Here is a 23,909-nt window from a genome sequence, read left to right on the forward strand (position 1 = left end):
GAAGGGGAGGGGGAGACCCGGTCAAGTGGGGGGGAGTGCTCGTTCCACCAGCGACACCAGGTCCGCCTGGACGCCCAGCACCGCGAAGCCGAAGTTGCCCCAGTTGTAGATGTCCCGCTGCTTCACGTCCGCACCGCCCCCGAGCAGCCGCAGCCGCGCGTAGGCGTGCACGTCACCCTTCGTGTTCAACGGAAGGCCCAGCGTCAGCGCCACGTCGTAGATGCCGCCCGTCGTGTTGCCGAGCAGTCCGAGGGTGGACAGCGCATCCGCCTCGAGTCCCGCCCACACGCGCGAGGGCAGCTCGTAGCGCAGCCGCGTCTTCAACGCGCCCACCACGCCGATGTCGCTCTCCTTCGCGTAGCGCGTTCCGTCCACCGAGCCGAAGGCCACCACCGCGTTGCGGATCTGCACGCTCGCGCCGATGTCCCAGGTGAAGCGCTCTCCGTTGACGAGCCGGTACAGGTAGCTGGCCCGGTACCCCTCGAAGAGGTAGCGGCTGTCCACCACGGTGCCCGTGGGGAACAGCGTGCCCCGGAAGTCGATGTCCTTCGCCAGCGTCGCGCGCGTGGTGATGTCGAAGGGCGCGTACAGCAGGATGATGCCGTGCCGCTGCCCCAGCCGCGCCTCCAGCGCGATGCGTTGGCTGCGGTACAGGTTGTCTTTCTGGTTGATGTCGCCGGCCTCGTACGAGGTGCCCGTCGGGCCGTAGCGTCCATCATTCTGGAAGATGGCGGCCGGCCCCGTCTCGTACTCGGCGACGAGCGCCGACAGCGGACTTTGGGCCAGGGCGGGAGTGGACATCAGCATCAGGGCGAGCAGGTGGATTCGCATAGAGGCCCCTTGGATGCTGAACCGCTCACCGCGTTCCGCGCGCCTCCACCTCGTTCAGCGTGAGCGTGTCCTTGTCCGGAAACACACTGAGCGCCTCCACGTCCAGCAGTGGTACCGGCAGCGCGCAGGTCTCCCACTGGCCGGTACCCTTGAAGCGGCAGGCCACCGGATCCACGAAGCTCGTGTTGCTGTCCGGGTCGTGCTTCCCCAGGCCCTCCGCGGTGCGGACGGCGGCGCGCAACGTGCCCGGGCCCCTGGCGCGCACCCGCAGCGCGGACAGCTGGCGCACGGGCGGCTCGAACACCGCGCTCAGCGCGCCGTCCTTCTGCCAGCGGTCTCCCTGGGGCTTCGCCGCGAGCGCCACGCCCGTGGCCTCCTGTCCGTCGAAGGACTGCTCTCCACCCGGAATCCCCACGGTGCGGTCCGGTTTCAGCACGGCGCTCTCGCCGGCCGGCCTCTCCTGGACGAGCTGCGTCAACGCGGGGACGGCGCCGCGCACCACGGCCGCGTGCAGCACGTTCGCGGGGAGCTGGCCCGCCTTCGCGCACACCGGGGCCAGCTGGCCAAGCGTCTCCTTCTGCGCATCCGTGAGGCTGTCCTGGGGCAGGGCGGCGGGAGCCAGCAGGGCGCGCGACACCTCGGTACAGGCTTCCGGTGTCCCCGGCCCGGCATGTTCCAGGTACCAGCGCAGGTTGGAGGAGTCGGCCGGGCGTCCCGCCATCAGCCCCAGCACCGCGCGTGTGACATGACTCGCACAGGGGTTGGCTCCGGCCTGGCACCGCTGGCACAGGGTCTCCAGCAGCTCCCGCAGGGGCGGCGCGCCCGCCTCGAGCTGCGAGCGGGCATCCAGGGCCGGGCCGAGCTCACAGGCGCGCACCGGGGGCTTCGGGCAGGCGTCGAGCTGTTGCCGGGCCCTCGCGAAGGCGGCGGGGTTTCCGGGGGCTCGCACCGCGCCTTCCAGGGCGCGCTCCAGGGTGCGGCAGGCCTGGTCGCTCGCCGAGGCGGTTGGGGAGGGCGGGGGCTCGGCCCGGCGTTCGCCGCGGTGGGTCACGAAATAGAGGCGGATGAAGGCCACCAGGGCGAGGGTCATCAGCAGCAGGGTTCGGAGTGGGAAGCGTCGCACGGGTTGCAAACTCCTTGATTCCGGCCGGGATGGGTGGTTATCAGCGCCGCTCGGGTACATCCACTCCGGAGGCGTTCGTGGCTGAGACTTTCGACGTGGTGATCATCGGTTCGGGCCCCGGCGGGTATGTCGGTGCGATCCGGGCCGCGCAGCTGGGGCTGAAGACGGCCATTATCGAGAAGGACAAGCGCTTGGGTGGCACCTGCCTCCACCGCGGTTGCATCCCCACCAAGTCGCTCCTGTGGTCCGCGGCCCTGCTGCACCACATCCGCGAGGCCGCTGACTTCGGTATCGAGGTGCCGGCCCCGGTGGTCAACTGGGCCAAGGTGCAGGAGCACAAGCAGAAGGTGGTCACCAAGGGTGCCAACGGCATCGACTACCTGATGAAGAAGAACAAGATCACCGTCATCAAGGGCCACGGCCGCATCGCCGGCAAGGGCAAGGTCGAGGTGGCTCTCGAGGGCGGTGGCAAGCAGTCGCTGGACACCAAGAACATCATCATCGCCACCGGCTCGGTGCCCAAGTCCCTGCCCAACGTGGCGGTGGACCACAAGCGCGTCCTCAACAGCGACTCCATCCTGGAGCTGGACCGCATCCCCAAGAGCCTGATCGTCATCGGCGCCGGCGCCGTGGGCTGCGAGTTCGCCTCCGTCTTCAACCACATGGGCACCCAGGTCTCCATCGTGGAGTACATGCCCAACCTGCTCCCCATCGAGGACATCGACTGCTCGAAGGAGCTGGAGAAGCACTTCAAGCGCCGGAAGATCGATCTGCACACCGGCGCCAAGGTGGAGAAGGTCGAGACCACCGCCACCGGTGCGAAGCTCACCATGACGGTGGGCACCGAGACGCGCACCATCGAGGCCGAGTACGTCCTGTCCGCCGTGGGCCGCGCGCCCGTCAGCGAGGACATCGGGCTGCAGCTCACGTCCATCAAGGCCGAGCGCGGCTTCATCAAGACGGACGCGATGATGCGCACCACCGAGCCCAACGTGTACGCCATCGGTGACGTCATCCCCACGCCGATGCTCGCCCACGTCGCCAGCGCCGAGTGCGTCCTCGCCGTCGAGCACATCGCCGGCAAGAACCCCGCCCCCATCAACTACGACCTCACCCCCTCCGCCACCTACTGCTACCCCGAGGTGGCTTCCGTGGGTCTCACGGAGAAGAAGGCCAAGGAGCGCGGCTACGACGTCAAGGCCGCCATCTTCCCGTTCTCCGCCGTCACCAAGGCCTCCATCTCCAACGAGGCCTTCGGCATGATCAAGGTCGTCTCCGACAAGAAGTATGACGAGGTGCTCGGTGTGCACCTCGTGGGCCCCCACGCCACCGAGCTCCTCGCCGAGGCCTGCGTCGCCATGCGCCTGGAGATCACCACCGAGGAGCTCGCCCACACCATGCACGCCCACCCGACCCTCTCCGAGATCATCAAGGAGGGCGCCGAGGCCACCCTGGGTCATCCGATCCACATCTGAGGCACGGGGGGTTCTGGGTTGTGATCAGGCCGTTCGGGACTCTTCTGTCTCGGACGGCCTTCGCATGTCTGGCGGTGGGTACACCTTCACTCGCCCCAGCAGCTCCGCCAGATCGAACAAGCCTCCCGTGAGGCGCGGTGGGGGCACCGGGACGAGGTCGTGCTCGCACACCGCCGCGCCCCGGCGATCCAGCACCTCCAGCACCTCGGCGTGGTACCAGGCCGCGTCGCGGAACTCGACGACGTACTGGACGCCTCGCGGCAGCGCGGCCAGGAAGCGATCCAGCCGCTCCGGATCCGGCTTCTTCATCTGCGGCGGCAACTGCCACAGCACCGGACCCAGCTTGGAGCCCAGGCGCAGGATGACGCTGAAGTAGCGCTCCAGGCCCTCGCCCACGTCCGTCAGCCGCTTCATGTGCGTGAGGTAGCGGCTGCCCTTGCACGCGAACTTGAAGCCCCCCGGTGTCTGCTCCCTCCAGCGGGCGAAGTAGGGAAGCCAGCGGCTGGCTGGCAGCCCGGTTGGATAGAAGAGTCCCTTCCAGTGCTTGTAGACGTAGCCGCTCGTCCCCAGGTGGATGGCCCTCATGCCGCTGGCATGGGCACTCCCGCCCTCCCGGGCTCCTGGCGCCCGCAACGTGCTCCCCTCATCCTTCGCGCAAGCTGTGCTTACGGCTCCGGGGAGCAGGCACGGACCCCCGAAACGGCCCCTCACTGCCCGCTCATGATGGCGCCGTTACAACAGGCGGGAACTCGGGGAAGCTGACGCCTCGCGTCAAGGCTTCCCGCTTGACCCTGCTTTCGCCCAACCCGTAGAAGGCCCGCGACCCATGGCAACTCCCGATCGTTTCCCCCTGCCGCAGGTATCCGAGTCCACCCGGAAGCCCGAGTGGTTGAAGGTACGTCTCCCCAGTGGAGATGGATACGAGCGGGTGAAATCCATCGTGCGCCGCACGAAGCTCGCCACGGTGTGCGAGGAGGCTCGCTGCCCCAACATCGCCGAGTGCTGGGGCGGTGGCACCGCCACGGTCATGCTCATGGGCGAGGTCTGCACCCGCGCCTGCCGCTTCTGCCACGTGAAGGTCGGTGCGCCGCCTCCGTTGGATCCCATGGAGCCCATCCACCTGGCCCAGGCCGTCAAGGAGATGGACCTCGAGTACATCGTCGTCACCTCCGTGAACCGCGATGACCGGCCGGATGGGGGCGCCAGCCACTTCGCCTCGGCCATCCGCGAGCTGCGCCAGCACTCGCCCAAGACGGTCGTCGAGGTGCTGATCCCCGACTTCAAGGGCGTGGAGCGCGACCTCACCACCGTGGCCGAGGCCCGCCCCCACGTGGTGGCCCACAACGTCGAGACGGTGGAGCGCCTCACCCCCACCGTGCGGGATCGCCGCGCCACCTACCGCCAGTCGCTCAAGGTGCTCGAGTACCTCAAGCAGCGGCCCGAGAAGCTCTACACGAAGACTTCCGTCATGGTCGGTCTGGGCGAGACCGACGCCGAGCTGGATCAGACCTTCAAGGATCTGCGCGCCGTGGGCGTGGACGTGCTCACGCTCGGCCAGTACCTGCAGCCGTCGCAGTACCACCTGCGCGTGGAGCGCTTCGTCACCCCGCAGCAGTTCGCGGACTACAAGCAGCTCGCCGAGTCCTACGGCTTCCTGTACGTCGCCTCCGGGCCCCTCGTGCGCTCCAGCTACCGCGCCGCCGAGTTCTTCATGAAGGGCCTCATGGAGCGTGAGCGCCTGGGGCTCGCCGGCAACACCTGATTTCCTTCCCCACACCCTCACTCCCGAAACGGACCCCCGCGAATGGCGATCTTCGAGTTCAAGCTGCCCGATCTTGGCGAAGGCGTGCAGGAGGGCGAGCTCGTCAAGTGGCACGTCAAGCCCGGCGACACCGTCAAGCAGGACCAGACGCTCGCCGAGGTCATGACCGACAAGGCCACCGTGACCGTGCCCAGCCCCAAGGCCGGCCGTGTCGTGCAGACGCACGGCAACGAAGGCGACATGGCCAAGGTCCATCAGGTCCTCGTCACCATGGAGATCGAGGGCGCCGCTCCCGTCCAGGCCTCGGGTCATGGGGCTCCCGCCGCTCACGGGGCTCCCGCCGCCGCCGCTGCTGCTCCGGCCGCCGCCGCTGCCCAGGCCAATGGTCCGCAGGCCGCCTCCAAGGTGCTGGCCACGCCGCTCACCCGCCGCATGGCCGCCGAGCACGGGCTGAACCTCGCGGAGATCTCCGGCTCCGGTCCCCAGGGCCGCGTGATGAAGGCGGATGTCGTGGCCGCCCTCGAGGGTGGCCGCTCCGAGCGCAATGAGGTGGCTCCCGCCGCCGCCCCCGCGCAGCAGGCCCGTCCCGCCGCGCCCTCCGTGGCCCCGGGCCGTGGCGACGAGCGGATTGCCCTGCGCGGCCTGCGCAAGAAGATCGCCGAGAAGATGGTGCGCTCGAAGTTCACCGCGCCCCACTTCGGCTTCGTCGAGGAGGTGGACTGCACCGAGCTCGTCGCCCTGCGCAAGCGCCTCAACGAGACCCTGGTGAACGCCGGTGAGAAGACGAAGCTGTCCTTCCTGCCCTTCATCATCAAGGCCACGATCGCGGCGATGAAGAAGTACCCGCACCTCAACGCCAACATGGACGAGGCTGCCCAGGAGCTCGTCGTGCGCGGTGAGTTCAACATCGGCATCGCCGTGGCCACCCACGAGGGCCTCACCGTCCCCGTCATCAAGAACGCGGACCGTCTGTCCCTGCGCGAGCTGGCCGAGGAGGTCGTCCGCCTCAGCACCGCCGCGAGGGATCGCAAGCTGAAGATGGAGGAGCTCACCGGAGGCTCCTTCACCATCACCTCGCTGGGACAGACCGGCGGCATCTTCGCCACGCCCATCATCAACCACCCCGAGGTGGCCATCATGGGCATCCACCGCATGCGCAAGCGTCCCGCGGTGGACGACAATGGCCAGGTCGTCGTGCGCGAGATGATGAACGTCTCCATCTCCGCCGATCACCGCGTCATCGATGGCCAGGTCGCCGCTGACTTCGTGTACGAGGTCATCAAGTTCCTGGAGCATCCGGACATGCTGTTCCTGGCCATGGCCTGACGGCCGGGTCGCCCGCCGGGGGCGCGTGCCTCGCTGGGAGCGCTCGCGCACCGCGCTCCCGGCCTTCGAGGAGGTTACGTAGCCCCATGGCCGAGAACGTTCGCGACGTCATCCGCGCTGCCCAGGCCGCGGAGCTCGGTGGTGACAAGCCCCGCGCCATCGAGCTGCTCCGGCTCGCCGCTGATCTCTGTCGGCGATCGGGCAACAAGCCCCGCGCCGAGCAGCTCCTGCGCTACGCCCTCCGGTTGGATCCTTCTCGCAAGGAGTTGGAGGAGGAGCTCCGTGTGCTGGAGCGCGAGGAGCCGCCTCCGCCTCCTCCGGCTCCCGAGGACGACGACAGTGGGCCCGCGCCCGGCGTGTTCGTCCTCGAGGAGGACACCTCTTCGTCCCTCCAGGAGGCGCTGCGCGAGGCCGAGCTGTCCATGGATCGGCGCACCCGTCCCGTGGCCCTCGCCGTCGAGGTGATGCGCTCCGCCGTGAGCAGCGTCCCCGTTCCCGGCAAGGAGGAGACGGTTCCGGCTCCGGCTCCCGTCCCCAACCCTCTCCCAGAGGGAGAGGGGGCTTTCATCGAGCGGGGGCCTACTCGCGCCGATCCGACCCTCGACGCCTGGTGCTCCTTCTGCTGCCGCCCCCGCTCCGAGGTGGGCGCGCTCGTCGCCGGTCCCGCGGGCGCGTTCATCTGCTCAGGCTGTATCGGCGAGTCGGGTGCACTGCTCGGCGGTGTAGCTCCGGCCGCACGTGTGAAGGCTCCGGCTCCCCAGCGGCCCGTCTCCGTCGAGCTGGTGGGGCAGGCGCAGGCCCGTGAAGCACTCGAGCACGGCCTGGAGGCCGGTGTTCGCCATGTGCTGCTGCTCGGGCCCCAGGGCTCCGGAAAGAGCACGTGGATGCGGGCGCTCGTGGAGCAGGGCAGGGGAGTGCTCGTGACTCCCGACTCGTTCGACCGCGCTCCCGTCGACTCCGTGCTCCTCGTGGAGGACGTGGACCGGATCCCTCCCGCCGAGCAGGCCTCCCTGAGCGCCTTCCTCGCGCGCCACCCCGCGAGCACCGTGGTGATGACGGCCCGGGGCGGCCCGGTGGGCTCGGGGCTCGCGCTCGTTTCGGACTCAGGCCGTGTCTCCGTCCCCACCACCCCCGCGCTCTTCGAGGCCGTGGCGGGCTCGTTGCCCCTGGACCTCTTGGAGCAGGTGCAACTGCTCGTCACACTCACGGCTCCAACCGTCGAGGACCTGATCGAGATCGCCCGGCGCCAGCTTGCTTCGCGGGGAGACCTTCAGCTCTCCAACGAGGTGCTCACCGCCCTCGCCACCGAGGCGGCCCGCTCGTCGCGCTCGGGGCATGAGTTGCGCGCCCTCCTGGCCCGCGTGCCTCCCGGCTCCTGGCGCCTGGAGGTGAAGAAGAAGGGGAAGGCGAAGCCGGCCCGCCGTGGCCGGCGGAAGGGAACGTCGTGAACACGCTGACGGTGTACCGGCTCGGCCGGGTCGAATACGAGGACGGTCTCCAGCTCATGAAGGTCTTCGGCGAGGCCCGCCGCCAGGGCCTCTGCGGAGACGTCCTGCTCCTGCTCGAGCACCCGCCCGTGCTCACCCTCGGCCGCGCCGCCAAGCGCTTCAACATCGTCGCCAGTGACGAGCGCCTCGCCGCCGAGGGCGTGGAGACCTTCGAGACCGACCGCGGGGGAGATGTCACCTACCACGGGCCCGGACAGCTCGTGGGCTACCCCATCTTCCTCCTCCCCGAGGGCCGTCAGGACGTGCGCCGCTACGTGCGCGACGTCGAGCAGTGCGTCATCCGCACCCTCGCCGAGTACGGCATCACCTCCGGCACCATCCCCAAGTGGCCCGGCGTGTGGATCGGCCAGGAGGACTCGCCCGACGCCCGGAAGATCGCCGCCATCGGCGTCCACCTCGCCCGCTGGCTCACCAGCCACGGCTTCGCGCTCAACGTCAACACGCACCTGCCCCACTTCAACCTCATCGTCCCCTGCGGCATCAGCGAGGCCGGGGTCACCTCGCTGCAGAAGGAGCTCGGCCACGCCGTCCCCATGGCCGAGGTCGAGGAGAAGATCTCCCGGCACTTCGCCGAGGTCTTCGGCCTTCAGCGCGTCGAGCCCAAGCCCCTCACGAGCACGGTGTGCGTCACGCTGCTGCGGGGGACGGGCCCGGAGACCCGCGTGCTGCTGCTGCGCCGGAGGCCCGAGCGCGGGGGCTTCTGGCAGATCGTCACCGGCCGCCTGGAGGCGGGTGAGAAGCCCCGTGAGGCCGCCGCCCGCGAGCTGTTCGAGGAGACCGGACTGCGCACCGACATCGTGGACCTGGAGTACCGCCACGCCTTCGCCGTCGGCAGCGTGGTGCCTCCCCGGCTCGTCGAGGAGAACGGCTTCGCCGCCAGGTGCTCGGGAGATTTCGAGGTCCGGCTCGGTGACGAGCACGATGCCTATGAGTGGGTGGATGTCCCCACCGCGCTGGCTCGGCTTCCGTTCCGCGGGCTTCGCGAGGGCGTCCAGCGTTCCATCCGGGCACTCGGGGGGTGACACGGGTTCAACCCGGGGTCCCCGATACCCTCACCCCGTCCCTCTCCCGGAGGGAGAGGGGTGAGTGGGGCGAGGGGACTACAGCCTGGGCTTCAGCTGCCTGGGCTTCAGCAGCCTCGGCTTCAGGCTTCGCTAGAGCTTCAGGATCTCCAGCTCCACGGCGGCGATCGTCTCCGGACGGTGCTTGCGCACCTCCTCGACGAACCGGTCCATCTCCGCGTCGTCGCGCCACTCGTGGTGGAACAGCACCAGCTGCTTCACGTTCGCCGCGTTGGCCGTCTCCACCGCCGACTCCCACGTCGAGTGGCCCCAGCCTATCTTCGCCGCACCCTTGAGGCCCCGGTACTCCGCCTCGGTGTACATCGCGTCGATGATGAGCATGTCCGCGTCCCTCGCGAACTCCACGAGGTCCTTGTCCTTCTCGCAGCCGTGCTCCACGTCCGTCGCGTACACCACCGAGCGGCCATCGCACTCCACCCGGTAGCCCAGATTGCCTCCCGGATGGTTCAGGTCCAACGTCCGCACCCGCGCCGGCCCTATCTCCAACTGCTGGCCCGCTTCCAGGTTCTTGTACGTCAGCTGCGCCTTGAAGGTGTCCTCGGCCGTCACCGGGAAATAGGGCTGCACCATCTGTCCCGACAGCACCTCCTTCACCGAATGGTTGCCTCGCGGCGCCCCATACACCGTGAAGGCGAACTTCGGGATGAAGATGGGCGTGAAGAACGGCAGCCCCTGCAGGTGATCGTAGTGGTAGTGCGAGAGGAAGATCGAGGCTCGCGTGGGTCCACCCGCCGCCAGCAACTCCTGCCCCAGCACGCGCACGCCCGTTCCCAGGTCGAAGATGAGCAGCTCGTCTCCGCAGCGCATCTCCACGCAGGGCGTATTGCCCCCGTAGCGCTGCGTCTTCGGCCCCGGTGCAGGGATCGAGCCGCGCACTCCCCAGAAACGTACATGGAACGGGACGCGCGCCTCGGCGGGCGTTCCCTCTCGTTCGTTCTCAGCCAACCTTCGCTTCCGTGTCGTCGTCGTCCTCGGCGAAGAGCTCAATCAGGTGCCCCGTCCGCTCGCGCTTCGTCCTCAGGTAGCCGACGTTATGCGGATTATGCTCCGTACGCGAGGGAATGCGTCGTCGTACGGGAATTCCCTCTTCCACCAGGCCTGCAATTTTCAGGGGATTGTTGGTGATCAGGTCCACCGACCTCACCCCGAGCAGCCTCAACATCTCCGCCGCGATGTCGTAGCTGCGCAGATCGTCCGGGAAACCCAGTTGACGGTTGGCCTCGTAGGTGTCCAGGCCCTCGGCCTGCAGGGCGTAGGCCTTGATCTTGTTCCCCAGGCCAATCCCCCGGCCCTCCTGCCGCAGGTAGAGCACCACCCCACACCCGTTCTGCGTGACGAAGTCCAGCGCCCGATCCAACTGCTCCCGGCAGTCGCACTTCAGGCTGCCGAACACCTCGCTCGTCAGGCACTCGGAGTGCACCCGGACGGGCACGCCCTCCAGGCCCTGCACCTCGCCCACCACCAGCGCCACGTGCTCCCGCCCATTGCGCTTCTCGCGGAAGACGACCGTGCGCAGCACGCCTCGGCCGGTGGGCACATCCGCTTCGGAGAACTTCTCCAGCAGGGAAGTGCTCTTGCGGGTCGGAAGAACCTGAGGTGGACGCGACTCGGACATGATGACCCTTTCTCCCGCACAACATCTGGTGGCACAAGTTGGATGCGAACCGTTGAAGTTCGTTCCTCATGCCCCCCAGGACAGAGGAAGCAATTCCACCCTGTCACCAGTAGCCAGCCTACTGGACCCCCTCGTGAAGTGGAGCAGGTGGGTGGCCGAGGCCGCGGACCGCAGTGCCCCCGACGTCTGGGTGGACAGGGGCTTCACCCATAGCTCGCCGTCCCGCCAGGTAGACGTCACCCGGACGTAGTGGGCCAGCCCCTCGGGCTTGCGCAGCTCACCGTCCAGGCGGCCGGACACCCGTGGCGGCTCCACGTCCGCGTGCCCCAGCATCCGGCGCAGCGCGGGGCGGACGAAGAGCTCAAAGGTGACGAGCGAGGAGGTGGGATTGCCCGGCAGGCCGATGTAGACGGTGCCTCCCTTGCGGCCCACCGCCAGCGGCTTGCCCGGCTTGATGGCCACGCGCCAGAAGTCCCGCTCCACCCCCAGCTTCTCCAGGGCCTCGCGCACGAAGTCGTGCTCGCCCACGGACATGCCCGCGCTCGTCAGCACCAGGTCGTACCCCTGGGCCGCCGCCAGGTGCTGAGACGTGTCCTCCAGCGTGTCCCGGGCGATGCCCAGCACCGAGGGCACGCCGCCCGCGCGCAGCACCGCCAGCGAGAGCGCCGGGGCGTTGGCGTCCACGATGCGGCCCTCGGCGGGTGCGTCCGCCCGGCACAGCTCGTCCCCGGTGGAGAGGATGGCCACCCGCGGCCGGCGTGGCACCGGCGCCGTCAACATCCCCTGGCCCACCAGCAGCCCCAGCTCCGGAATCCCCAGCGGCGTGCCCCGGGGCAGCAGCACCTCGCCCTCCCGCGCGTCCTCGCCCCTCGGACGCACGAAGTGGCCCGGCCCCACCGCCTCGAGGATGTCCACGGCTTCACCCCCGGGGGCCAGCTGCGTCCGCTCGCGCATCACCACCGCGTCCGCGCCTGGCGGCAGCGGGGCCCCCGTCATGATCCGCGCGCAGGTGCCCGGCTGCACCTCCCGCCGCGGCGTCTGGCCGGCGTAGATCGTCTCCTTCACCTGGAGGCGGACGGGCAGGGGGGCCGAGAGATCGGCGCTGCGCACCGCGAACCCATCCATGGCCGAGTTGTCCCAGGGCGGCAGGGTCCGTTGGGCGCGCACGTCCTCGGCCAGGGCGCGCCCCAGCGCCTCCTCCATTCGCACCCACTCGGGGGGCAGCGGGGAGAGCAGGGCGAGCGTGCGGGCTCGGGCCTCCTCCACGGGCAGCAGCGCGGCATCTTCCTTCATGGGTCGGGCCTCCTCGGGGTGATCTCCCAGGGCTGATCCACTTTGCCCCGGGTGGGCGAAACAGACGTGTAGCGATTGGCTGTTTTTGGAATCAAAGTCCCTAGGAAATTCAAGACTTTGTTTGACAGGCCCCCTGATCATCGTTACAAGCGCTGGTGATCGCATGGCCCGCGTCCGGGCGGGGGCCGATGTGCCAACCCGTTGAAAAGACACGGGAATTCAAGGAGACAGCGTCGATGGCCAAGCCCAGGTCCGGGGCCAAGAAGGCGACTCCCGCTGCGAAGAAGGTCAAGTCGACGAAACCGGGTGTGCTGAAGACCGCCTCCAAGAGCGTGGCCAAGGCCGCCGCGAAGTTGGTGACGAAGGCCGCCGGTAACGCGAAGCAGCAGGAGAAGAAGGCTCCAGCGGAAAAGAAGGCCGCACCCGCCGCCGCCGCGAAGAAGACCGCCGCGAAGGCAGCCACCAAGGTGAAGGAAGCCGCCGTGAAGGCGGCCGCCAAGGTGAAGGAAGTCGTCGCGCCCAAGGCGAAGGCGAAGGAGAAGGAGCCCGCGCCCAAGGCGAAGGAGAAGGAAGCCGCCGCGCCCACCAAGGGCAAGGAGAAGGAGCCCAAGGGCAAGGGCCGCGAAGCCGTGGCGGCGCCGCCGGCCGTCGAGAAGCCGCGTCCGCGCGCCACCAGGCTGCCGCCCCTGGCCGAGCCGCTCAACAAGCGAGACCTGGAGCAGCTGCTCACCGCCGGCGCCGGCCGTGGCGTGGTGGGCGAGGGCAGCCTCAAGGGCCGCCTGACGGTGATCGACGGGCTGCCCAACCTGGTGGTGGTGGGCCGCGACAAGCGCGAGCTGACCTTCATCCTCCAGGGGCCGGATCAGGAGGTGCTGCCGGCCTACCTGGACCACAAGGTGTCCGTCAGCGGACTCATCAAGAAGACCACCAACTACGGCGGCACGGTGGACGTGCGGAAGTTCTCCGCCAAGAAGCCCGAGGTGGAGGAGCCCACCCCGGAGCCCGTGGAGACCGAGGTCCGGCTGCGCTACCTGTCCCCGGGCGAGGTCTCCCAGGTGATCTCCGCCGGCATGGGCGCGGGCATGAAGGGTTTCGCCGCGCTGCGCGGCAACCTGGAGATGACCGGCGACGAGTTCGTGCTGGTGGTGTCCAACGGCGGCACCCGCCAGCAGGTGTCGTACATCCTCGAGGGCAAGGGCGCCAAGGGGCTGCGCAAGTACCTGGGCCATACCCTGTCCGTCACCGGCGTGGTGGACAAGTCCTCCGGCTGGGGTGGCCGCATCGACGTGGAGAACGTGGAGCCGCGTCCCTCGGACATCCGGCCCATCTCCCGCGAGGGGTTGGACTCCGTCCACGTGGAGGGCGAGCAGTCGACCTCCGTCGACGTGAGGCTCAACCACGCCTTCACCGTGCGCCTCCAGGAGCAGCCGGGCTTCACCTGGGCCATCGAGCCCACGGCGGCCAAGCGCGTGGGCCTGCGTGAGGCCAACTTCGAGCCCGGTTCCGATGGGCCCGCCACCCGCGAGTTCTTCTTCACCCCTCGCAACCCGGGCACCTCGGACGTCGAGTTCTTCCTCGCCAAGGCCTTCAATCCCGGTCAGGTGGAGCGCTCGTTCAAGCTCACCGTGAACGTCAAGCCCTGAGGGCCCGTCTGGCACTGCCCCTCCACGCGTCATCGTCCTTTCGCCCGGGGGTCCCCAGTGGGACCCGCCGGGCTTACTTTTTTCAGGGCCGCCCGCTGGGCTTCCTGATTCGGGACCTCTCGTGACCGATCTTCCTCGTGACGTGAAGCGACACCTGGCCGAGTCCAAGCAACCGCTCGGCATCAAGGAGCTGTTGAAGCTCACCCATCTCCACCCCGGGCAGCAGACCCAGCTCAAGCGCACCCTGCGGGACCTGGTGCGCAGCGGCGAGCTGCTCAAGGAGGGCAAGCGCTTCCGCCTGCGCGGCGAGCGGCCAGCCCCCAGTGGCCCCCGGGAGGACGTCCGCTCCGAGCCCGATCCGCGCTTCGCCCCGAAGGGACGTTTCTCGCGGGAGGGTTCGCCCGAGCCTCGGGGCCGCTTCGTGCGCGAGGGCCGCATGGAGCCCCGCAACCGCTTCGCCCGGGACGAGCGCGGCGGGCCTCCGTCGCGCGGTCCCTCGGAGCAGCGGGGACCCGAGCCCCGGGGCCGCTTCGCCCGGGACGAGCGGGGTGGTCCTCCGTCGCGCGGCCGTGTCGAGCCTCGGGGGGGCCCCGGTCCCCAGCGCGGCGGCTACGGCCAGCAGCAGCGGCCCGGTCCCGGCGGTGGACGCTCCGAGAAGCCGGGCCGTTTCGAGCCCCGGGGCCGGTTCGCCCGGGACGAGCGCGGCGGGCCCGGCAAGCGCGGCGGCCGTTTCGAGCAGGAGCGCCGGCCGGGCAGGGGAGGGCGTGACCGGAGCGAGGGGCAGGAGACCGCCACCCTCGAGGGCATCCTCCACGTGCACCGCGATGGCTACGGCTTCGTCCACCCCAGCTCGGGCGAGGGCGACAACATCTTCCTGCCGCCGCAGGAGGCCGCGCGGGCACTCGACAATGACCGGGTGATCGTCGAGGCCTGGGGCCGTCCCGGACGCATGGAGGGCCGTCTGCTGCAGGTGGTGGGCCGCACCCGGCAGCTCGCCGTGGGCACCTACGTGGAGCAGGGCAAGCGCCAGGCCTTCGTCATCCCCTACGACAAGAACCTCCAGACGCAGGGCAACATCCGCGTCCCGCCCACCCAGATGGCGCGGGACGGGGACGTCGTGAAGGTCCGGCTCGGCATCGGCGCGGAGCTGCTGGAGCCGGGCGAGGGGCTCTTCGGCGAGGTCGCCGGTTCCATCGGCAAGCCGGGAGATCCGAGCAACGAGGTGCTCTCCATCGCCTACTCGCAGGGCTTCTCCGACGAGTTCCCTCCCGAGGTCATGGACGAGGCGGACCGCATCCACCCGGCGGTGAGCGAGGAGGAGGCCCGGGGGGAGAACCGCCGCGACCTGCGGCAGATGGCGCTCGTCACCATCGACGGCGAGGACGCCCGCGACTTCGACGACGCCGTCTACACCGAGCCCCATCCCCAGGGCTTCCGGCTCGTGGTGGCCATCGCCGACGTGACGCACTACGTGCGCGAGGGCACCGCGCTCGACGCCGAGGCCCTGCGCCGCGCCACCTCCGTCTACCTGCCGGACCGCGTGCTGCCCATGCTCCCCGAGCGCCTCAGCAACGGCATCTGCTCGCTGCGTCCCGACGAGGACCGGCTGTGCATGGTGGCCGACATGGTGCTGGATGCGCGCGGGCACCTCGTCTCCAGTGAGATCTACCCGGGCGTCATGCGCAGCCACGCCCGCTGCACCTACAACGAGGTGCAGGACGTGCTGGACGGCAAGGACGTCCCCCACCGCAACGCCTTCAAGCCCCAGTTCGAGCGGCTCATGGAGCTGGCCCGGGTGTTGATGCGCATGCGCAAGGAGCGCGGCGCCATCGACTTCAACCTCCCCGAGCACAAGGTGATGATGGGCGAGGACGGCATGCCCGCCCGCATGGAGAAGCGCGAGCGCAAGGACAGCCACCGGCTCATCGAGGAGTGCATGCTCGCCGCCAACGAGGCGGTGGCGAAGTTCTTCGCCGACCTGGGCCTGCCCAGCGTCTACCGCTACCACGGTGAGCCCGACGAGGAGAAGCTGGCCACCTTCGCCCAGCTCGCCCAGGCCTACGGCTTCCGCCTCCAGGCCGAGGAGATCACCCCCCAGCAGCTCAATGCCTTCATGGCCCAGCTGCAGGGCCACCCCGAGGAGCGCGCTCTCAACCAGCTCCTGCTGCGCTCGATGATGCAGGCCGTCTACACGGCCTCCGACGTCGGCCACTACGGCCTGGCCGCCGAGTACTACCTGCACTTCACCTCGCCCATCCGCCGCTACCCGGACCTGCTCGTCCACCGGCTGCTCAAGGCGCACTGGGCCCGCAATGGACAGGAGCGCTCGCCCGCACAGCTCGAGCGCGAGGAGCAGCGGCTGGAGGACATGTCCTCGCAGAGCTCCGAGCGCGAGCGCGCCGCCATGCAGGTGGAGCGCGAGGTCGTCTCCTACTACGCGGCCCTGATGATGAAGGACCGCCTGGGCGAGGAGTTCGACGCCACCGTGGCCGGGCTCGTCGAGTTCGGCTTCTTCGTGGAGCTCGACGAGGTGCACGTGGAGGGGCTCGTCCGCGCCGACTCGCTCGGCTTGGGCACCCGCTTCGACAAGAACCTGCACTCCTTCACGCTGCCGGGCGGCTTCCGCGTCCGCGTGGGACAGAAGGCCCGGGTGCGGCTCGTCAACGTGAACCTGGCCCTGCGGCGCATCGAGTTCGACGCCCTCGAGGTCGCCGGCCGCGCCATCTCGGCCGTCCAGGAGACCGGCAGGGAGGAGCGCGAGGCGCAGAAGCAGCAGGCCTGGCAGGATCGCAAGAAGGCCAACCGTGCCGGGCGCGAGCGGGCCCGGGAAGAGCGGAGGGGCCGTCCCCCCGGGCGGGCCGAGCTCTCCATGGCCGATGCCGAGGCCCTGCGGAAGCGTGAGGCCGAGGCGGCTCAGCGGGCCGCCGAAGCGGTGGAGACTCCAGCCGTGGCGCCTCGTCCCGAGGAGCGGCGTCCCGAGGCACAGGAGCAGGCCGCCGCCCCGGTGCCGACGGTCGCGGATCGCATCCGTGCCCTCGCCGCACAGGGAGCGCCGGTCCGCGCCGAGCCCGTCCAGGCCGTGCCTCCCACGCGGCGCAAGAAGGCCGCCGCGGCCGCCGAGGAGACGCCCGCGCGTGCGAAGCGGGCCGCCGCTGGAGCCACGAAGAAGACCGCTGCGCGTCCCGCGGTGAAGAAGGCCGCGGCCGCGAAGAAGGCTCCCGCGGTGAAGAAGGCCGCTGCCGCGAAGAAGGCTCCCGCCGCGAAGAAGACGGCGCGTCCGGCCGCAGCGAAGAAGGCTCCCGCCGTGAAGAAGGCCGCCGCGAAGAAGACGGCGCGCCCGGCCGCCGCGAAGAAGGCTCCCGCCGCGAAGAAGACGGCTCGGGCCCCCGCCGCGAAGGCCCGCTCCACGGGGGCGGCGAAGGCGAAGGGCGGCGCGAAGAAGCCCGCTCCTTCTCGCCAGGCGAAGAAGCGGTAACCGCGGCCGATGCTCCGGTGCGTCGCACTGCCACGCACCGGACAGGGCGCGCCGCTTCCAGGTTCAGCCGAGGACACGCCCCACCGCCGGGCGATGGCCGGCGCTCGGGGTTTGCCCGAAGGTGGAGCCTCGCTCGCCATGAAACGCTCGGGTCTCGTGACAGCCTGTCTCCTGCTGGCGGTCCTCCTGGTGGGCCCCGCCTCGGGAGCGGTGCCCCAGGCGAGTCCGGCCGAGCCCGCGGATGCCCTGGCCCGAATCCAGGCCTCGGGGGTGCTGCGGGTGGCCATCGACGCCACCTACCCCCCCATGGAGTACCTGGAGAACGGAAAGCCCGTGGGCTTCGACGTCGACCTCGCCCGGGAGCTCGCGCGCCGGCTCGGCGTCACCGCGCAGTTCATCGTCATGGATTGGGACGGCATCCTCGCCGGGCTCACCTCGGGCCGTTACGACATCATCGTCTCGTCGATGAACATCACCCCCGCGCGCCAGCAGCAGGTCGACTTCGTCGAGTACGCGCGCATGTCCCAGGTCTTCGTCACCACGCGGGGCCGGCTCATCCGCACCGAGGAGCAGCTCGCGGGCCAGCGCGTGGCCGTGCAGACCAACACCACCTCGCAGCGGTGGGTGCAGCAGCTCGTGCAACGCGGCATCGCCGTCCAGGAGATCCGTGCCTTTCCCGGCGCCACCGAGTGCTTCGCCGCCGTGAAGTCGGGCCAGGCCGATGTCATCGTCATCGACGAGCCCGTGGGCCGGTTCTTCTCCCAACGGGATGACCACTTCGTCATCACCGGCCAGGCGCTCGAGCCGGAGCCCATCGGCATCGCCATCAACAAGCACGAGCCGCGGCTCACCGCCGCCCTCCGCCGCGCCTTCGAGGAGTTCCAGCGCAGTGGGGAGCTGAAGCAGCTGTCGGAGCAATGGTTCGGTGGCGAGCTGGGGCAGGCCGTGAAGCCGGCGGGCTTCTGGACGTTCTCCCGCGAGGTGGTGCTGCCCCGGGTGCTCCGGGGACTCGGGGTGACGCTCCAGCTCACGTTCGGCTCGGGAGTGCTCGGCCTCGCCCTGGGGCTGGTCGTGGCGCTGGCTCGCATCTCCCGCCGGACGGAGATTCGCGGCGTGGCCACGGTCTACATCACCCTGTTCCGCGGCACACCGCTGCTGCTGCAACTGCTCTTCATCTTCTTCGCGCTGCCGTTGATGCTGGGCGTCCGGCTGGGACCCATGGCCGCCGGGCTCACCGCGCTGTCCCTCAACGCCGCGGCCTACATCGCGGAGATCTTCCGGGCCGCCATCGAGTCCATCGACAAGGGACAGATGGAGGCGGCGCGGGCCCTGGGAATGAGCCACGAGCTGGCCATGCGCCGGGTCATCCTCCCGCAGACGTTCCGCCGCCTCATCCCGCCCCTCGTCAACGAGCTGGCGGCGCTCTCCAAGGACACATCCCTGGTCATGGTCATCGCCCTGCCGGAGCTGCTCTACGAGACGAAGCAGCTCGCGGGCACCTGGCTGCGCCCGGAGGTGTATGGCTGGGCGGCGCTCGGCTATCTGATCATCGTCGTGGCGTTGTCGGAGCTGGCCCGGCGGTTGGAACACCGGCTGGAGGCGCGAGGCACATGAGTGGGCCCATCCTCCGCGTGGAAGGCTTGCGCAAGTCCTTCGGCGAGCGCGAGGTGCTCCGGGGCATCGACCTGGAGGTGGCCGCCGGTGAGGCCGTCGTCGTCATCGGGCCGAGCGGCTGTGGCAAGTCCACGCTGCTGCGGTGTCTGAACCACCTGGAGACGCCCACACAGGGCCGCATCTGGCTGCGCGGCGAGCTGCTGGGAATGCGGGAGAAGGACGGACGGCTGTTGCCCCGGCCCGAGCCCGAGGTGGATCGCCAGCGGGCCCATATCGGGATGGTCTTCCAGCGCTTCAACCTGTTCCCCCACATGACGGCCCTGGGCAACATCATCGAGGCCCCCATGCGGGTGAAGGGCCTGTCGCGCGCCCAGGCGGAGGAGCGGGGCCTGCGGCTGCTCGAGCGCGTGGGGCTGCTCGACCGGAAGGACGAGTATCCCGCCCGGCTCTCGGGAGGCCAGCAGCAGCGGGTGGCCATCGCCCGGGCGCTCGCCATGGATCCGGAGGTGATGCTCTTCGACGAGCCCACCTCCGCGTTGGATCCGGAACTGGCCGACGAGGTGCTCCAGGTGATGCAGGACCTGGCCCGCGAGGGCATGACCATGGTGGTGGTCACCCACGAGATGGAGTTCGCGCGAGCCGTGGCCCACCGGGTGCTCGTCATGGAGGCGGGCGCCATCCTGGAGCAGGGGCCCCCCTCGGTCATCTTCACCCAACCCTCCCAGCCCCGGACCCGGGAGTTCCTCCGCAAGGTCCTGCACCTGCGAGCGGACGAGCACGCCTGACCCGGCGGGCGGCCGGGCGGAGGACGCTCCGAATGCCCTGGGAGCGGGTTGGGGCTTCCGTGCTTCCACTCGGGGAGCGGGTCCCCACCTTCCGAGACAGGAGGCATCCATGGAATTGAAGAGCCTCGCCTGGATCGCGTTCGCGTTGTTCGTCGTCTGGTTTGTGGCCGGAGTGATCTTCAAGGTCGCGGGAGCGGCCATCCACCTGGTGCTCATCGCGGCGGTGGTGCTGGGCCTCATCAGCCTCGTGTCGCGCGCTCGCCGGCCCGGCCATCCCACCTAGCGGTTCCTCCGGAGCGCTGGGATGCAGAGGCTGAAACGGCTCCTCCTCGGAGTGCTCCCGCTCGTCCTGCTGGGGGCCGCGGGCTACGTCCTGCACCGCGAGCTGTCGCACTTCCATCGCGGCGACGTGGCGGTGGGGCTCGCGTCCATTTCCACCGGCCACATCCTGCTGGCCCTGGCCCTCACGGCGGTCAACTACTTCGCCCTCACGCTGTATGACGTGCTGGCGATGGGCCACGTGAAGCGGAAGATCCCGTATGCGCGCGTGGGCTTCACCTCCTTCGTCGGCTACGCGTTCGGGCACAACCTCGGCATGTCCTTCCTCAGCGGCGGCTCGGTGCGCTTCCGGCTGTACTCCGCCTGGGGGCTCACCGCGCTGGACGTGGCCCAGGTGGCCGCGTTCAACGCGCTCACCTTCTGGGTGGGGCTGGCGGCGGTGACGGGGACCTCGCTGCTGGTGGAGGGAGGCGGTGGCGTGCTGCCGCTGTCGCCGGGACTGGCGCATGCGCTGGGGGCGGGGTTGTGGGCGCTGCTCGTGGGCTATTTCGTGGCGTGCGCGCTCGTCCGCAAGCCGCTGCGCATCCGAGGGCTGGAGCTGTCGTTTCCCACGGTCCAGCGTGCACTGGGGCAGCTCGCCGTGTCGTGCGCGGACTGGATGCTGGCGGCGTCGGTGCTGTGGGTGTTGCTGCCGCCCGGCTCCGGCGTGTCCCTGCCGTCCATCACCGCGCTCTTCGCGCTCGCCCAGTTGGCGGGCATCGCCAGTCAGGTGCCCGCGGGCCTCGGGGTCTTCGAGACGGTGATGCTGGCCACCCTGTCTCCCCACGTGTCCTCGGCGCACCTCGTGGGCGTGCTGCTGGTCTACCGCGTCGTCTATTACCTGGTGCCCTTCTCCGTGGCGGCGCTGATGCTCGCGGGCAACGAGCTGCTCCAGCGCCGCCAGCACCTGACGCGGTTGGCGAAGGTGGTGCACACCTCGTTCTCCCCGGTGGTGCCGTGGGTGGCGTCCGCGGGAGCCTTCGTCGCGGGCGCGGTGCTGCTCTTCTCCGGCGCCACGCCCACCGTGTCCGAGCGGTTGACCGTGCTGCGCCACCTGGTGCCGCTGCCGCTGCTGGAGGTGTCGCACTTCCTGGGCAGCCTGGCCGGCATCTCGCTGCTGCTGCTGGCGCGTGGACTCCAGCGGCGGCTGGACGGGGCGTATGTGCTGACGCAGGTGCTGCTGGTGGCCGGCGCGGTGTTCTCCGTGGTGAAGGGCGTGGACTACGAGGAGGCGGCGCTGTTGCTGGTGCTGGCGACGGCGCTGGCGCCCTTCCACCGGCAGTTCTACCGGCACACCTCGCTCCTCGCCGAGGCCTTCAGCCCGGCATGGCTCCTGGCCACGGTGGCGGTGGTGGGCGTCTCCATCTGGTTGGGCTTCTTCTCGTACCGGCACGTCGCCTACAGCCAGGAGCTGTGGTGGCAGTTCACCTTCGGCGGGGATGCGCCGCGCTTCCTGCGCGCCACGGTGGGCGTGCTGGGGCTGGTGCTGGTGTCCGGCATGGGCATGCTGCTGAAGCCGGCCGGAGCCCGCACGCATCCGCCCACCCCCGAGGAGCTGACGCGGGTGCGCCCCCTGGTGACGCACTCGCCCGAGTCCATGGCGTACCTGGCCCTGGTGGGCGACAAGCCGCTGTTGTTCAACGAGTCGGGCACGGCCTTCCTCATGTACGGCGTGTCCGGCCGCAGCTGGGTGTGCATGGGAGATCCCGTGGGCCCTCCCGAGGAGGCCACGGAGCTGGCGTGGCGTTTCCTCGAGCTGGCGGATCGGCACCACGGCTGGGCGTGTTTCTACCAGGTGGGTCCCGGCGCCCTGCCGCGCTACCTGGACCTGGGGCTGACGCTGCTGAAGCTGGGCGAGGAGGCCACGGTGCCGCTCGCGGACTTCAGCCTGGAGGGACCGGAGCGCCGGGGCCTGCGCCACAGCGTGCGCAAGCTGGAGCGCGAGGGCTACGCCTTCGAGGTGCTGCCTCCCCAGGCGGTGCCGGAGTTGATGCCCCAGCTGAGGGCCATCTCGGATGCATGGCTGGAGGAGAAGCACACGCGCGAGAAGGGCTTCAGCCTGGGCTCCTTCGCGCCGCGCTACCTGGCGGAAGGGCCGCTGGCGGTCGTCCGCCATGACGGGACGCTGGTGGGCTTCGCCAACATGTGGGCTCCCGAGGTGAAGGAGGAGCTGAGCGTGGACCTCATGCGCTACCAGCCGGGCAGCCCGCATGGGGTGATGGACTTCCTCTTCGCCTCGCTCATGCGGTGGGGGCGCGAGCAGGGCTTCCGCCGCTTCAACCTGGGCATGGCGCCCTTCAGCGGCTTCGAGCAGCGCAGCCTCGCGCCCGTGTGGAACCGGTTGGGCGCGCTCCTCTTCCGGCACGGCGAGCACTTCTACAACTTCCAGGGGCTGCGCCAGTACAAGGACAAGTTCCATCCCGTCTGGACGCCGCGCTACCTGGCGTCTCCCGGTGGGCTGGCGCTGCCGGGCGTGCTCACGGGAGTCGCCTCGCTGGTGTCGCGAGGACTCGGTGGCGTGGTGGTGCGATGAGCAAGCGTCTCGCGGGAGGGGCGGTGGGGCTGGTGCTCGTGGCGGTGGTGGGTGCGGTGCTCCTGACGCAACCCCGGGAGGCCTCGGGGCCGGCACCCTCCAGCTGGACTTCGCCCACATCCCCGTCGTCTCCGCCGCTCCATGCGCGCACCGAGGTGCTGCGGGTGGGCGGGCGGTTCGGGCACCTCACGGTGGTTCATCCGCCGTCCGGCGCGCCCACCACCGTGGCGCTGCTGCTGGCGGACGGGCCCGCGGACCGGGGACGGGGGGCGGAGCTGGCCTCGGTGCTGGCGGAGCACGGCGCCCTGGTGCTGGGGGTGGACGCGAACACGTACCTGCGCTCGGTGGAGAAGGGGAGACGTTGCGCGTACCCCGCGGGAGACCTGGAGGTGCTCAGCCAGGGCTACCAGCGGCATGCGAAGCTGCCCGAGTACCTCCATCCCGTCCTGGTCGGGGACGGACCGGGAGCGGCCCTCGCGTTCGTGGCACTCGAGCAGTCGCCGCCGGGCACGTTCCGGGGCGCGGTGAGCGTGGGCCTCGGCCCGGAGCGGTTGGCCTCCGCGGCCTTCTGTCCGGGCACGCGCTCGGTGCACCCGGTGGAGAACCTGTCCGAGCCCTGGGTGGTGCTGGTGGCCGGGGATGCTCCCGCCCACACCTGGCGAACCGCGCGGGAGCTCACCCGGAAGCTGAAGACCGCGCGGGTGGAGGGGGTGCCCGGTTCCGATCCTCGCCACGCGGCCGTGGCGTCATGGAAGGGCCCGCTGCTGTCCGCCTACGACTCGGCGGCCGTCCCGCTCGCGTCCGAGCAGCGGCTCGTCTCTCCGGAGGAGGTGGGGGACCTGCCCCTGGTGGAGATGCCCGCCGCGAAGCCGGAGGGCGACACGCTGGCGCTCTTCGTCTCGGGCGATGGCGGCTGGGCGAGCATGGACCAGCAGGTGTCCGCGTCCCTGGTGGCGCAAGGCATCCCCCTGGTGGGGCTGAACTCGCTGCGCTACTTCTGGAAGCGCCGCACCCCCGAGGAGACCTCGGCGGACGTGGCTCGCGCGCTGCGTCATTACCTGGCCGAGTGGGGCCTGCGGCGCGTGGTGTTGGTGGGCTATTCGCGCGGAGCGGACGTGGTGCCGGCCATCGCCGTGGGGTTGCCCCCGGACCTGCGCGAGCGGGTGAGGGCGCTGGCCCTCATCGCTCCCGGGAAGGAGGCCGGGTTCGAGGTGCACGTGACGGACATCTTCGGCGGAGCGCGCGGCGCTACCCATCCCGTCCTGCCGGACATCCAGTCCCTGGGCGGCATGCCGGTGCTCTGCCTCTACGGAGCGGAGGAGGGGGACAGCCTGTGTCCGGACCTGTCCCAAGTGCCCGGCGCGCACCCGGTGATGCTCGCGGGCGGACACCACCTCAACGGGGACTACACCGGCATCGCGCGGCTCATCCTCCAGGCGCTCGACGTCCCGGCGCACGGTGGCAGCGGTCCCCCGTGACGGGGCGCGAGGGGGGCGGGGTGTTCCTTCGCCCCATCGCTCTTCGGT

At 70.1% G+C, this 23,909-nt stretch carries 18 protein-coding genes; 12 read left to right on the forward strand and 6 right to left on the reverse strand.

The features are described 5' to 3' along the window. Nucleotides 1-21: 21 nt before the first annotated feature. Both AC16DP_RS08040 and AC16DP_RS08045 read right to left on the reverse strand, forming a co-directional pair. Nucleotides 22-831 (reverse strand): hypothetical protein, encoded by an 810-nt coding sequence (locus tag AC16DP_RS08040; RefSeq protein WP_329730949.1) that lies wholly within the window; start codon nucleotides 829-831, stop codon nucleotides 22-24. Nucleotides 832-856: 25 nt separating this feature from the next. Then, nucleotides 857-1,954, reverse strand: coding sequence for a hypothetical protein (locus AC16DP_RS08045; protein ID WP_329730950.1), 1,098 nt, complete (start codon nucleotides 1,952-1,954; stop codon nucleotides 857-859). A 77-nt stretch (nucleotides 1,955-2,031) separates the two neighbouring features. On the opposite strand from AC16DP_RS08045, the gene lpdA reads away from it, so the two are divergent. After that, nucleotides 2,032-3,429, forward strand: a complete 1,398-nt coding sequence (gene lpdA / locus AC16DP_RS08050) for a dihydrolipoyl dehydrogenase (RefSeq protein ID WP_329730951.1) — start codon at nucleotides 2,032-2,034, stop codon at nucleotides 3,427-3,429. 24 nt (nucleotides 3,430-3,453) lie between these two features. On the opposite strand, the gene AC16DP_RS08055 is transcribed toward lpdA, so the two are convergent. Further along, nucleotides 3,454-4,062: a DUF72 domain-containing protein gene (locus AC16DP_RS08055; protein ID WP_329730952.1), complete on the reverse strand. Its 609-nt coding sequence runs from the start codon at nucleotides 4,060-4,062 to the stop codon at nucleotides 3,454-3,456. A gap of 193 nt (nucleotides 4,063-4,255) precedes the next feature. Here AC16DP_RS08055 and lipA point away from each other — a divergent pair, with 193 nt between their 5' ends. From lipA to lipB, 4 genes are all read left to right on the forward strand, one after another. Beyond that, nucleotides 4,256-5,191 (forward strand): lipoyl synthase, encoded by a 936-nt coding sequence (gene lipA / locus AC16DP_RS08060; protein ID WP_043394636.1) that lies wholly within the window; start codon nucleotides 4,256-4,258, stop codon nucleotides 5,189-5,191. Between the two features lie 42 nt (nucleotides 5,192-5,233). Next, nucleotides 5,234-6,517 carry a dihydrolipoamide acetyltransferase family protein gene (locus AC16DP_RS08065; RefSeq protein WP_329730953.1) on the forward strand — a complete coding sequence of 428 codons (1,284 nt, stop codon included), beginning with the start codon at nucleotides 5,234-5,236 and terminating at the stop codon, nucleotides 6,515-6,517. Between the two features lie 86 nt (nucleotides 6,518-6,603). Further along, on the forward strand, nucleotides 6,604-7,965 hold the full coding sequence (locus tag AC16DP_RS08070) for a ClpX C4-type zinc finger protein (RefSeq protein ID WP_329730954.1): 1,362 nt from the start codon (nucleotides 6,604-6,606) through the stop codon (nucleotides 7,963-7,965). Continuing rightward, a complete protein-coding gene (gene lipB, locus AC16DP_RS08075; protein WP_329730955.1) occupies nucleotides 7,962-9,047 on the forward strand; it encodes a lipoyl(octanoyl) transferase LipB in 1,086 nt (361 codons plus the stop codon). The genes AC16DP_RS08070 and lipB overlap by 4 nt, the downstream gene beginning before the upstream one ends. A 132-nt stretch (nucleotides 9,048-9,179) precedes the next feature. Here lipB and AC16DP_RS08080 read toward each other — a convergent pair whose 3' ends face one another. The 3 genes from AC16DP_RS08080 to AC16DP_RS08090 form a co-directional block, all read right to left on the reverse strand. Then, complete coding sequence (locus AC16DP_RS08080) at nucleotides 9,180-9,983, reverse strand: MBL fold metallo-hydrolase (protein ID WP_329730956.1); 804 nt, start codon at nucleotides 9,981-9,983, stop codon at nucleotides 9,180-9,182. Nucleotides 9,984-10,044: 61 nt separating this feature from the next. After that, complete coding sequence (ribA, locus tag AC16DP_RS08085; protein ID WP_329730957.1) at nucleotides 10,045-10,722, reverse strand: GTP cyclohydrolase II; 678 nt, start codon at nucleotides 10,720-10,722, stop codon at nucleotides 10,045-10,047. A gap of 66 nt (nucleotides 10,723-10,788) precedes the next feature. Continuing rightward, nucleotides 10,789-12,015 carry a molybdopterin molybdotransferase MoeA gene (locus AC16DP_RS08090; protein ID WP_329730958.1) on the reverse strand — a complete coding sequence of 409 codons (1,227 nt, stop codon included), beginning with the start codon at nucleotides 12,013-12,015 and terminating at the stop codon, nucleotides 10,789-10,791. Between the two features lie 236 nt (nucleotides 12,016-12,251). On the opposite strand from AC16DP_RS08090, the gene AC16DP_RS08095 reads away from it, so the two are divergent. The 7 genes from AC16DP_RS08095 (at nucleotide 12,252) to AC16DP_RS08125 (ending at nucleotide 23,861) form a co-directional block, all read left to right on the forward strand. Next, a complete protein-coding gene (locus AC16DP_RS08095) occupies nucleotides 12,252-13,658 on the forward strand; it encodes a protease inhibitor I42 family protein (RefSeq protein ID WP_329730959.1) in 1,407 nt (468 codons plus the stop codon). 121 nt (nucleotides 13,659-13,779) lie between these two features. Continuing rightward, entirely contained in the window at nucleotides 13,780-17,133 is a 3,354-nt protein-coding gene (gene rnr / locus AC16DP_RS08100; RefSeq protein ID WP_329730960.1) for a ribonuclease R, read from the forward strand. Between the two features lie 138 nt (nucleotides 17,134-17,271). Beyond that, complete coding sequence (locus tag AC16DP_RS08105) at nucleotides 17,272-18,747, forward strand: ABC transporter substrate-binding protein/permease (protein ID WP_329730961.1); 1,476 nt, start codon at nucleotides 17,272-17,274, stop codon at nucleotides 18,745-18,747. Then, entirely contained in the window at nucleotides 18,744-19,532 is a 789-nt protein-coding gene (locus tag AC16DP_RS08110; RefSeq protein WP_329730962.1) for an amino acid ABC transporter ATP-binding protein, read from the forward strand. Before AC16DP_RS08105 ends, AC16DP_RS08110 begins: the two co-directional genes overlap by 4 nt. 109 nt (nucleotides 19,533-19,641) lie before the next feature. Then, nucleotides 19,642-19,815 (forward strand): DUF5670 family protein, encoded by a 174-nt coding sequence (locus tag AC16DP_RS08115; RefSeq protein WP_329730963.1) that lies wholly within the window; start codon nucleotides 19,642-19,644, stop codon nucleotides 19,813-19,815. A 21-nt stretch (nucleotides 19,816-19,836) separates the two neighbouring features. Then, on the forward strand, nucleotides 19,837-22,383 hold the full coding sequence (gene mprF, locus AC16DP_RS08120; RefSeq protein ID WP_329730964.1) for a bifunctional lysylphosphatidylglycerol flippase/synthetase MprF: 2,547 nt from the start codon (nucleotides 19,837-19,839) through the stop codon (nucleotides 22,381-22,383). Then, nucleotides 22,380-23,861, forward strand: a complete 1,482-nt coding sequence (locus AC16DP_RS08125; RefSeq protein ID WP_329730965.1) for a virulence factor family protein — start codon at nucleotides 22,380-22,382, stop codon at nucleotides 23,859-23,861. Before mprF ends, AC16DP_RS08125 begins: the two co-directional genes overlap by 4 nt. Nucleotides 23,862-23,909 lie beyond the last annotated feature (48 nt).

This window comes from Archangium sp., assembly GCF_057119385.1.